The organism is Nonomuraea sp. SBT364 (assembly GCF_001083785.1).
GTDB lineage: Bacteria > Actinomycetota > Actinomycetes > Streptosporangiales > Streptosporangiaceae > Nonomuraea.
Genome location: NZ_LAVL01000234.1, coordinates 1 through 11,037, shown reverse-complemented (window position 1 = coordinate 11,037; position 11,037 = coordinate 1). Strand labels below are relative to the sequence as shown.

At 72.3% G+C, this 11,037-nt stretch carries 9 protein-coding genes; all 9 read left to right on the top strand.

The window, feature by feature from the left end:
- On the top strand, positions 1–209 hold a 209-nt coding region (locus tag ADY59_RS44290), incomplete at its 5' end, for a M20/M25/M40 family metallo-hydrolase (protein WP_049567659.1).
- Complete coding sequence (locus ADY59_RS44285; RefSeq protein ID WP_049576426.1) at positions 200–1,522, top strand: formimidoylglutamate deiminase; 1,323 nt, start codon at positions 200–202, stop codon at positions 1,520–1,522. The genes ADY59_RS44290 and ADY59_RS44285, both read left to right, overlap by 10 nt.
- An 8-nt stretch (positions 1,523–1,530) precedes the next feature.
- Complete coding sequence (gene hutI, locus ADY59_RS44280) at positions 1,531–2,721, top strand: imidazolonepropionase (protein ID WP_442937807.1); 1,191 nt, start codon at positions 1,531–1,533, stop codon at positions 2,719–2,721.
- Positions 2,722–2,827: 106 nt separating this feature from the next.
- On the top strand, positions 2,828–3,769 hold the full coding sequence (locus ADY59_RS44275) for a sigma-70 family RNA polymerase sigma factor (protein ID WP_049576423.1): 942 nt from the start codon (positions 2,828–2,830) through the stop codon (positions 3,767–3,769).
- A gap of 76 nt (positions 3,770–3,845) precedes the next feature.
- Complete coding sequence (locus ADY59_RS44270; protein WP_049576420.1) at positions 3,846–4,619, top strand: MOSC domain-containing protein; 774 nt, start codon at positions 3,846–3,848, stop codon at positions 4,617–4,619.
- A gap of 159 nt (positions 4,620–4,778) precedes the next feature.
- Positions 4,779–6,092 (top strand): ammonium transporter, encoded by a 1,314-nt coding sequence (locus ADY59_RS44265; protein WP_063780976.1) that lies wholly within the window; start codon positions 4,779–4,781, stop codon positions 6,090–6,092.
- Complete coding sequence (locus ADY59_RS44260; RefSeq protein ID WP_049576418.1) at positions 6,089–6,427, top strand: P-II family nitrogen regulator; 339 nt, start codon at positions 6,089–6,091, stop codon at positions 6,425–6,427. The genes ADY59_RS44265 and ADY59_RS44260 overlap by 4 nt, the downstream gene beginning before the upstream one ends.
- Positions 6,424–8,652 (top strand): [protein-PII] uridylyltransferase, encoded by a 2,229-nt coding sequence (locus ADY59_RS44255; protein ID WP_049576416.1) that lies wholly within the window; start codon positions 6,424–6,426, stop codon positions 8,650–8,652. The genes ADY59_RS44260 and ADY59_RS44255 overlap by 4 nt, the downstream gene beginning before the upstream one ends.
- Positions 8,653–8,876: 224 nt before the next feature.
- A partial coding sequence (locus ADY59_RS44250; RefSeq protein WP_197094144.1) for a sensor histidine kinase occupies positions 8,877–11,037 on the top strand: 2,161 nt, incomplete at its 3' end.

Here is an 11,037-nt window from a genome sequence, read left to right as displayed (position 1 = left end):
GGCGGGCAGTGGGAGGTGAGGTGCCGGTGCTGGCGACCGGGGCGGGGCACGACGCGGGGATCCTGGCGGCGGCCGGGGTGCCGAGCGCGATGTTGTTCGTGCGCAACCCCACCGGCGTGTCCCACTCCCCGGAAGAGCATGCCGAGCAGGCAGACTGCGAGGCGGGAGTCGCCGCACTCGCGAACGTGCTGGAGGAGCTGTGCCGCTGACTTACTGGTGCGAGCAGGCCTGGCTGCCCGAAGGCGTCACCGGCGGGGTGCTGGTCGAGGTCGAGGGCGCCCGGATCGTCCGGGTCGGCCGGGGGCAGCCGGGCGGCGCGCACCGGCTGCCGGGTCTGACGATCCCCGGGCTGGCCAACGCGCACTCGCACGCCTTCCACCGGGCGCTGCGGGGGGTCACGCAGGGCGGCAGGGGCGACTTCTGGACCTGGCGCGACCAGATGTACGAGGTCGCCGCGCGTCTGGACCCGGACACCTATCTGGCGCTGGCCCGGGCGGTCTACGCCGAGATGGCGGCGGCCGGGATCACGAGTGTGGGGGAGTTCCACTACCTGCACCACGGGCCGGACGGCACCCCGTACATCGACCCGAACACGATGGGGCACGCGCTGGTGCAGGCGGCGCGGGAGGCGGGGCTGCGGATCGCGCTGATCGACGCCTGTTACGTGGCGGGCGGGCCCGGGAGGGGCCTGACGGGGGCGCAGGTGCGCTTCGGCGACGGCGACGCCGACGGGTGGGCGGTGCGGGCGGAGGAGCTGGCGGCCACGTACGAGGGGCAGCCGGACGTGGAGATCGGCGCGGCCATCCACTCGGTGCGGGCGGTGCCGCCGGAGCAGATGCCGGTGGTGGTGGAGTTCAGCCACCGGCACGCCGGGCCGCTGCACGCGCACGTGTCGGAGCAGCGGGCCGAGAACGCCGCCTGCGCGGAGACGTACGCGGCCACCCCCGTGCAGGTGCTGCACGAGCAGGGGGCGCTCGGGCCGCGTTCCACCGCCGTGCACGCCACGCACCTGTCGGAGGTGGACGTCGAGCTGCTCGGCCGGTCCGGGACGTTCGTGTGCATGTGCCCGACGACCGAGCGCGACCTGGCCGACGGCATCGGGCCGGCCAGGAAGGTGTACGACCGGGGGGCGCCGATGACGCTCGGGTCCGACAGTCACGCCGTCGTCGACCTGTTCGAGGAGGCGCGGGCGGTCGAGCTGGACGAGCGGCTGGCGACCGAGCGGCGCGGCCATTGGAGCGCCGCCGAGCTGCTGGGCGCCGCGACCGCCGCTGGGCACGCCTCGCTCGGTTTCCCCGAGGCGGGGCAGCTCGTGCCGGGCGCGTGGGCCGACCTGGTCACCGTCCGGATGGACTCGGTCCGTACGGCGGGGGCGGGCGGGCTGGAGGCGGTGGTGTTCGCGGCGACGGCGGCGGACGTCCACTCGGTGATCGCCGGCGGCCGCAGGGTGGTCACCGAGGGCCGCCACGAGCTGGGCGACGTCGGCGCGATGCTGGCCGCGGCGATCGGCAGGCTGAGATGAAGCGAACCATGACGACCGCGAACCATGACTTCCGCGACGCGGGGACGGGTGCGATGAGGACGACGCTGATCGACGGGATCGGGCTGCTCTACACGGGTGATCCCGAGCGGGAGGAGATCGCCGGGGCGGCGCTCGTGCTGGAGGACGGCCTGGTCGCCTGGGCCGGCCCGGCCGGGCGTGCTCCGGCGGCCGACCGGCGGGTGGACGCCGGCGGCCGGGCGGTGATCCCGGGGTTCGTGGACAGCCACGCGCATCTGGTGTTCGCGGGCGACCGCACCGCCGAGTTCGGCGCCCGGATGTCGGGTGAGCCCTACACCGGCGGCGGCATCAGGACGACGGTCGAGGCCACCCGGGCCGCCGGTGACGCGGAGCTGGCCACGCGCGCCGCCGCACTGGTCGCCGAGATGCTGGCGCAGGGCACCACGACCGTGGAGATCAAGAGCGGCTACGGCCTGTCCGTCGAGGACGAGCGGCGCTCGCTGGAGATCGCCACGTCGCTGACCGACGAGACCACGTTCCTCGGCGCGCACGTGGTGCCGGCGGGCGTGGACGCCGACGACTACGTCAGGCTCGTCACCGGTGACATGCTGACCGCCTGCGCGCCGTACGCGAAATGGGTGGACGTCTTCTGTGAGCGCGGCGCCTTCGACGGCGAGCAGTCGGCGGAGATCCTGCGGGCCGGTCTCAAGGCCGGGCTGGGGGCGCGGGTGCACGCCAACCAGCTCGGCGAGGGGCCGGGCGTGCGGCTGGCCTGCGAGCTGGGCGCGGCCTCGGCCGACCACTGCACGCACCTGAACGCCGCCGACGTCGACGCGCTCGCCTCGTCCGAGACGGTGGCGACGCTGCTTCCGGGGGCCGAGTTCTCCACCCGCTCGCCGTACCCGGACGCCAGGAGGCTGCTCGACGCGGGGGTGACGGTCGCGCTGGCCACCGACTGCAATCCGGGCTCGTCGTTCACCTCGTCGATGCCGTTCTGCGTGGCGCTGGCGGTGCGGGAGATGGGGATGACGCCGCTGGAGGCGGTCCGGGCGGCGACCGCGGGCGGGGCACGCGCGCTGCGGCGCACGGACGTAGGCTGGTTGCGTCCCGGCGCGCGCGCCGATCTCGTGATCCTCGACGCCCCCTCCTACGTTCATCTGGCCTATCGGCCCGGCGTTCCCCTCGTCCACCAGGTGTTTCAGGAAGGCCTCCTCCTTTAGGAGGACATCCAGAACCGTCCGCTGGTCGTAGTCCTTTAGGGAATCTTTGCTTCGGGCCGGACGTTGGCCGGATATAGAACGCAGCTGCGGAACGAGGTGCCTGGGGATGGCAAGGCCTACGGGGAGTCGCGCGCAGGAGCAGGCGGTCGCCGACCGCGATCTGCTGGGGACCTACCTGGCGGAGATCGGCAGGGTCCCGCTGCTCACGGCGGAGGAAGAAGTCGAGCTCGCCAAGCGGATCGAGGCGGGCCTCTTCGCCGAGGTGCTGCTCGACAGCGGGGGCGCGGAGCCGCGGATCGGGGACGCGGCGGACGAGGAGCTGGAGAGGCTGGCCGTCTCCGGCCAGCGGGCGAAGGACGAGTTCATCCAGGCCAACCTGCGCCTGGTGGTGGCGGTGGCCCGCAAATACTCGGGGCGCGGGATGCCGCTCATCGACCTGGTCCAGGAGGGCAACCTCGGGCTGGTCCGGGCGGTGGAGAAGTTCGACTACAAGCGTGGTTACAAGTTCTCCACGTACGCGACCTGGTGGATCCGGCAGTCGGTGGGGCGGGCGATCCACGAGCAGGCGCGGCCGGTGCGGCTGCCGACGCACGCCGGGGAGCAGATGACGCGGCTCATGCGGGTGCGGCGCGACATGCTGGCGGAGTTCGACGTGGAGCCGACCGACGACGATCTCGCCGCGCTGCTGGAGCTGCCCATCGAGCGCGTCCGTGAGCTGCGCCGCTGGGCCTCCGACCCGGTGTCGCTGCAGCTCGGCGTGGGTGACGAGGACGAGACCGAGCTGGGCGACATGATCGCCGACGAGACGTGGGCGGATCCCGAGCAGCAGGCGATCGACATCCTGGAGCGCGAGCGGCTCGACCAGTGGCTGACCGGGCTGGAGGGCGACGCGAGCGAGATGCTGCGGTGGCGCTACGGGCTGGTCGACGGGCGTGAGCACACGCTGACCGAGGTGGGCGAGCGCTACGGCATCGGCCGTGACCGCGCCCGCCGCATCGAGCGTGACGCGCTGGCGCGGCTGCGGCGGATGGCCGACGCCGCCGCCTGATCACGGTGACGCGCAGGCGGTGGAGGTCACTCCACCGCCTCACAGCCGTGTCCGTGCAGGTGCATAGGATTTCGGCATGCACGTAGGAGAGATCGCCACGCTGTTCCGTTATCCGGTCAAGTCCATGCTGGGTGAGGAGGTCGGCGGCAGCCACGTGAGCGAGCGCGGGCTGGCCGGGGACCGGGTGAAGGCCGTGCTCGACGTGGCGACCGGGAAGATCGCCAGCGCGAAGAACCCCAGGCTCTGGCGCGGGCTGCTGACCCTGCACGGCGGCGCGGCGCCCGGTGACGAGGAGCTGTCGGAGCTGCTCGGCCGCGAGGTCCGGCTGGTGGACGCGCCACCGGAGGGGGCCGAGCTGGAGCGTTCGGTGCCGGACGAGGTGCTCGACCGGGGCGTCGAGACCGAGGTGGCGTTCACGACAGGCGGGCTGGGCGGGGCGTCGCCCGAGGGCACGTTCTTCGACTTCGCGCCCGTCCATCTGATCACCACGTCGGCGCTCGCCAGGATCGGCGAGCTGGGGCCGCGCGGCGTGGTCGAGGCGGCGCGCTACCGGCCGAACCTGGTGATCAGCACTCCGGAGGGCGGGTTCGCGGAGAACGCCTGGGTGGGCGCCGAGCTGGCGATCGGCGACGAGCTGGTGCTCGGCGTGATCGCGGCGACGCCGCGCTGCGCGGTGCCGACACTGGCCCACGGCGAGCTGGGGCGCGACACCGACGCGCTGCGCACACCGGCCCGCCACAACCGGGTGGACGTCCTCGGCGCCGGCCCGCAGCCGTGCGCGGGCGTGTACGCGCGCGTGCTGCGCCCCGGCACGATCGCCCAGGGCGATCCGGTACGTCTGGCGCATTGAGGACCTGTCTCAAGAGCCCGTAAATAGCTTCGTGAACTGTCCGAAACGTCGGTGAAACACCGGCGCGGCGAGATTCACGCATGCGAAACACACCAGGTCGAGGCCCGAAACCGGCGGCGAACACGCTGTGGCGACACGTCACATTTAAGGAGGGTCGCCGTGCAGATCGATACCGGCACCACGGCCTGGATGCTCGCGGCCACCGCGCTGGTGCTGTTGATGACTCCCGGCCTCGCGTTCTTCTACGGTGGTATGACCAGGGCCAAGAGCGTCCTGAACATGATGATGATGTCGTTCGCCGCGATCATCACCGTCACCGTCATCTGGGTGCTGTTCGGATACTCTCTGGCCTTCACCGAGAACCCGAGCTCCGCCGTCAACAACCTCATCGGCGGGTTCGACGCGCTCGGCCTGCAGAGCCTGGTCGACACCGCGACGAAGGACGACGGCACGGGGATGCCGAGCCTGGTCTTCGCGGCCTTCCAGCTGACGTTCGCCATCATCACGGTCGCCCTGATCAGCGGCGCCATCGCGGACCGGGCCAAGTTCGGCGCCTGGGTGCTGTTCACCGTCGTGTGGGCGACGATCGTGTACGTCCCGGTCGCGCACTGGGTGTGGGGCACCGGCGGCTGGCTCAACTCGATGGGCATCGAGGACTTCGCCGGCGGCACCGTGGTTCACATCAACGCCGGAGCCGCCGCGCTCGCGCTCGCGCTGGTGATCGGCAAGCGGCAGGGCTGGCGCAAGGAGCCGATGCGGCCGCACAACCTGACGCTGGTGCTGCTCGGCGCCGGGCTGCTGTGGTTCGGCTGGTTCGGCTTCAACGCGGGCTCCGAGCTGGCGGTCGACGGCACCGCCGCGCTGGCCTTCATGAACACCCAGATCGCCACCGCCGTCGCGGCCGGCGCCTGGCTCGTGGTGGAGAAGCTGCGTGACGGCCACGCCACCAGCCTCGGCGTCGCCTCCGGCGCGGTCGCCGGCCTCGTCGCCATCACCCCGGCCTGCGGCTTCGTCGACCCGTGGGCGGCCATGCTGATCGGCCTGCTCGCCGGCGCGATCTGCGCCTACGCGGTCGGCCTGAAGTACAAGCTCGGCTACGACGACTCGCTCGACGTGGTCGGCGTGCACCTGGTCGGCGGTGTCGTCGGCGCGGTGGCGCTCGGCTTCGTGGCCGCCTACCCGTTCCTGGACCAGCAGAGCGAGGGCCTGTTCTACGGCGGCGGCTTCGGCCAGCTCGGTCTGCAGGTGCTCGGCCCGGTCGTGATCGGCGGCTACTCGTTCGTCATCACCTGGGTCATCGCCAAGATCATCGACAAGACGATGGGCTTCCGGATCAAGGAAGGGGACGAGGTCACCGGCATCGACGTGACCACGCACGCCGAGACGGGGTACGACCTCGGCACGGTTTACGCCTCGGGCGTGACCTCCCCCAACGGCCCTGTCACCCCCGCCCCCAAGAAGGTGGACGCATGAGGCTCATCACAGCCGTCATCAAGCCCTTCAAGCTCGATGACGTGAAAGCGGCCCTGGAGCAGTTCGGCATCAAGGGCATGACGGTCAGCGAGGCGAGCGGCTACGGCCGCCAGCGCGGCCACACCGAGGTCTACCGGGGCGCCGAATACCAGGTCGACCTCGTCCCCAAGGTCCGGCTGGAGGTGCTGGCCGAGGAGGACGACGCCGAGGACGTCATCGACGTCATCGTCAAGGCGGCCCAGACCGGCAAGATCGGCGACGGCAAGGTGTGGTCCGTCCCGGTGGACACGGTCATCCGGGTTCGCACGGGAGAGCGAGGGCCGGAAGCCCTGTGACGAGGGGAGAGGCGCGGTCGTACGCCGCGGCCCGCAAGGAGCGGGCCGCGGACACCGACCGCTGGCTCAAGGATCTCTTCCGCACGGCGAGCGACGGGGAGCGCGTCTCCCTCGTCGCCGTCGGCAGCCTGGGCCGGGGCGAGCTCGCTCCGGGCAGCGACCTCGACCTGGTCCTGCTGCACGACGGCCGGCCCGACGTGGGCCGGATCGCCGACCGGATCTGGTACCCGATCTGGGACTCCGCCGCCGGCCTCGACCACTCGGTGCGCACCGTGGACGAGGCCGTCGCGGTGGCCAGGCAGGACCTCAAGGCGGTGCTGGGTCTCATCCAGGCCCGGCACGTCGCCGGCGACCCCGAGCTGACGCGACGGGCCAGGGAGGCGGTGCTCGCCGAGTGGCGGGCCGACTCCCGGCGCAGGCTTACCGAACTGCGCGAGTCGGCCGACCAGCGGGCCAAGGCCAGCGGCGAGCTGGCCTTCCTCCTCGAACCCGACCTCAAGGACGGGCGTGGCGGGCTCCGCGACGTCCAGGCGATGCAGGCGGTGGCGGCGGCCTGGGTTGCCTCGGCCCCCGGTCCGAGGGCGCGGGAGGCGTACGAGTTCATCCTGGACGTCAGGCACGCCCTGCACGTCGTCACCGCGCGCGGCGCGGACCGGCTCGTCCTCCAGGAGCAGGACGCGGTGGCCGGGCTGCTCGGGCTGCTCGACGCCGAGGCGCTCATGCGCAGGCTCGCCGAGGCGGGCCGGACCATCTCGCACGCCTTCGACGGCACCTGGCGTTCGGTTGACAGGCTGCTGTCAGGCCCGGTGCCGCGTGGCCGCCGCCCGCTGGCCGACGGGGTGGTCGAGCACGGCGGCGAGGTGGTGCTCGCCCGTGGCGTGTCGCCGCGCAGGGACCCGGTGCTGGTGCTGCGGGCCGCTGCCGCGGCGGCTGAGTCGGGGCTGCCGCTGGCCCCCGCCACCGTGTCCGTTCTCGCAGCTCAGTCGCCTCCGATGCCGGTGCCGTGGCCGGAGGAGGCGCGCGACGCGCTGGTGTCGATTCTCGGCGCCGGGCGCGCCGCCGTGCCCGTGTGGGAGGAGCTCGACCAAGCGGGCATCCTTGTCAGACTGCTTCCTGACTGGGAGCGCGTACGGCACCGCCCGCAGCGCCATCCGATCCACCGGTTCACCGTCGACAGGCACCTGATCGAGGCCGCCGCCAACGCGGCCGGCCACACCCGCGACGTCTCGCGCCCCGACCTGTTGCTGATCTCCGCGCTCTTCCACGACATCGGCAAGGGCTGGCCGGGCGACCACTCCGCGACGGGCGAGGTCGTGGTCCGCGACATCGGCGCGCGCCTCGGCCTGCCCGCTGCCGACGTGGACATCCTCGCCACCGTGGTGCGACACCACCTGCTGCTGCCCGAGACCGCGACCCGCCGCGACCTGGACGACCCGGTCACGATCGAGAAGGTCGCCGCCACCGTCGGCTCCCGCGACGTGCTGGACCTGCTCGCGGCGCTGGCCATCGCCGACGGCACCGCGACCGGCCCCGCCGCCTGGAACTCCTGGAAGGCCGGGCTCGTCGCCGACCTCGTGCGCCGGGTGCGCTCGGCGCTGTCCGGCTCGCCGCCGCCCAACCCGCCCAGCCTGTCACCCGAGCAGGCCGCGCTGGCCCGGCACGGCGGCGGCGCGGTGCGCGTCAGCGGCGGCGCGGTCACCGTGGTGGCTCCCGACCGGGCCGGACTGCTGTGGAGCGCGGCCGGGGTGCTCGCCGCGCACCGCATGGTCGTCCGTTCCGCCTCGGCCGCGTCGGCCGGCTCCACCGCCGTGATCGAGTTCTCGGTCATCCCCGAGTACGGCTCGCCGCCGGACCCCGCCACGCTGGAGGCGGATCTGCGCCTGGTCCTTGCTGGGCGCCTTGACATCGAGCAGCGGCTGGCCCGCCGAACCCGGTCGATGCGACCGGCCCGGGTGCCGGTCGCCCCACCCCGTGTGACGTTGGTGGACGACGCCTCGGCGACCGCCACCGTGGTGGAAGTCAGGGCCCATGACAAGCCGGGACTCCTGTGGCGTATCGGACGGGCATTCGGGGAGTGCGGTCTTGACGTAAGGGCCGCCCGCGTAGAGACTCTCGGCGCGGAGGCGGTGGACGTCTTCTACGTGGTTGACCGCGCCGGACGCCCCCTCAGCGACGAGGCGCAGCGCAACCAGGTCCGCGACGCGGTGCTATCCGCACTGCGATAACCAACAGCACACGACACGCGGTCACATTTGTAACGATTGTGTCCGTTTTGCCTGATAAGTCAGATGCTGCGGATACCTTGTGGACGGCCTACGGCCCGTGCCGGGAACGGGATGATTGAGGGGTAGCGGGAGCAGTGACAACGGGGAGTTCAGACAGCGGCGCCACCGCCGGGCGGAGTCGCGCGAAGCGACCGATGCCCCGGCTGGGGCTGCGCAATTGGCGCGTGAGGTGGCGGCTCACCGCGCTCGTCCTGGTCCCCACCATCGCAGGCGTCGTGCTCGGGGGAGCGCGCGTGGTGGGCTCGGTTCAGAGCATCGGCGACTATGATCGCACAACTGTGGCCGCGGAGCAGGCGGGCCGGATCCGCGACCTGGTGGAGGCGCTGGGGCTGGAGCGTGACACCGGCGGCTGGAGCAACGCCGCCCGGAGCCTGCGCAAGAAGCTCAGCAAGCCCTACAGCGACCGCAAGGCCGAGGTCGACACCCTGGTCAAGGCCGTGCGCGCGGACCTCGGCACGATGGACGAGTCCTACGGCGACCGGGTCCTGGCCGTCGTCAAGCGGGCCCACACCGACCTGAACGCGCTGCCCAGGGTCAGGAACGAGGCCCAGCGCGACACCACCCGCTACGACACGCTGCTCGACACGCTGCTCCGGCTGCACGACGAGCTGAGCCTGATGAGCGAGGACCCGCAGATCATCGGCCAGTTCCGCGCGCTGAGCGCGCTGACCAGGGCCAAGGAGCAGGTCTCCCGGCAGCGCGACCAGCTCCTGCGCGGCTACTACAACTCCGCCAGCGTCGACGCCCAGGAGGTGGAGCGGTTCATCGCCTCCAACTCCGTCCAGCACAGCGAGATCGACAACGTCACCCAGGAGGCCGGCGCCGCCATCGGCATGGAGCTGCAGAAGGCGCTGACCATCCCCGAGTACTTCAACACCGAGCTGACCAAGTCGCGGGCGATCACGCTGGCCAGCGGCAAGCAGCCCGGCGTGCGCCTGCGCCAGAACCTGCTCGCTGCCACCGTGCCCGACAAGTCGGCGCCCGACCAGTGGTTCGACGACAACACCACGATCATCAACGCGCTGTCCTCCATCGAGGACAAGCTCAGCGAGCGGGTGGCCCTGCGCGGCCAGGAACTGCGCGACGCGGAGATCCGCAACGCGATCATCGCCGGCTCGCTCATCCTCGGCCTGCTGCTGCTCGTGCTGCTCCTGACCGTCGCCATCGCCCGCTCGATGGTCTCGCCGCTGCGCCGCCTGCGCACCGAGGCGCTGGAGATCGCCGGCTTCCGGCTCCCGGACGTGGTGCGCGCGCTGCGCGTGTCCGGCGACACCGCGCCGCCCGACGTGCGGCCGATCGAGGTCGAGGGCGACGACGAGATCGGCGAGGTCGCCAAGGCCTTCGACCAGGTGCACCGCCAGGCCGTCCGGCTCGCCGGCGAGGAGGCCGAGCTGCGCGGCAACATCAGCGCCATGTTCGTCAACCTCTCGCGCCGCACCCAGACGCTGGTCGAACGGCAGATCTCGCTGATCGACGGCCTGGAGAAGGGCGAGCAGGACGGCTCCCGCCTGTCGGACCTGTTCAAGCTCGACCACCTGGCCACCCGCATGCGCCGCAACTCCGAGAACCTCCTGGTCCTCGCCGGCCACGAGGCCACTCGCCGCCGCAGCCAGCCGGCCAAGCTGGTCGACGTCGTACGCGCCGCGCTGTCGGAGGTCGAGGGGTACGAGCGCGTCCAGGTCAAGGTGCACCGGGCCACCTCGGTGCTCGGCAGCGCCGCCAACGACCTGGTCCACCTGGTGGCCGAGCTGGTCGAGAACGCCATCCAGTTCTCCCCGAACAACTCCCAGGTGATCGTCTCCAGCAGCCTCATCGAGGGCGGCGGCGCGCTGCTGTCGGTGAGCGACACCGGCATCAGCATGACCGACGAGGAACTCGCCGAGGCCAACCGCCGGCTGGCCGAGCCACCGGTCGTGGACGTGTCGGTGTCGCGCCGGATGGGCCTGTTCGTGGTCGGCCGGCTGGCGCTGCGCCACGGCATCCGCGTCCAGCTCCGCAAGGGCGAGGGCAGCGGGCTCATCGCCATGGTGCTGCTGCCGCCCGCGCTGGTGCAGGACGGCGGCCAGCCGCCGCTGCCGCAGCGCTCGGCCTACAACCAGGGCGCGCCCGCCCAGCCGCAGCAGCGGCCGGGACCGCCCGCGCGCAACGGCAACGGCTACGGCTCCTTCCCCAGCTTCGACTCCTTCGACACCGGCGCGGGCCGGGGCGGCCAGCCGGTCGGGCCCCTCACCGCCGACACCGACGGCGGCGCGTTCCGGCAGCGGCCGTTCGACTCCGGGACGTTCCCGTCATATCCGAGCCCGGCGCCCACAGCGCCCCCCATGC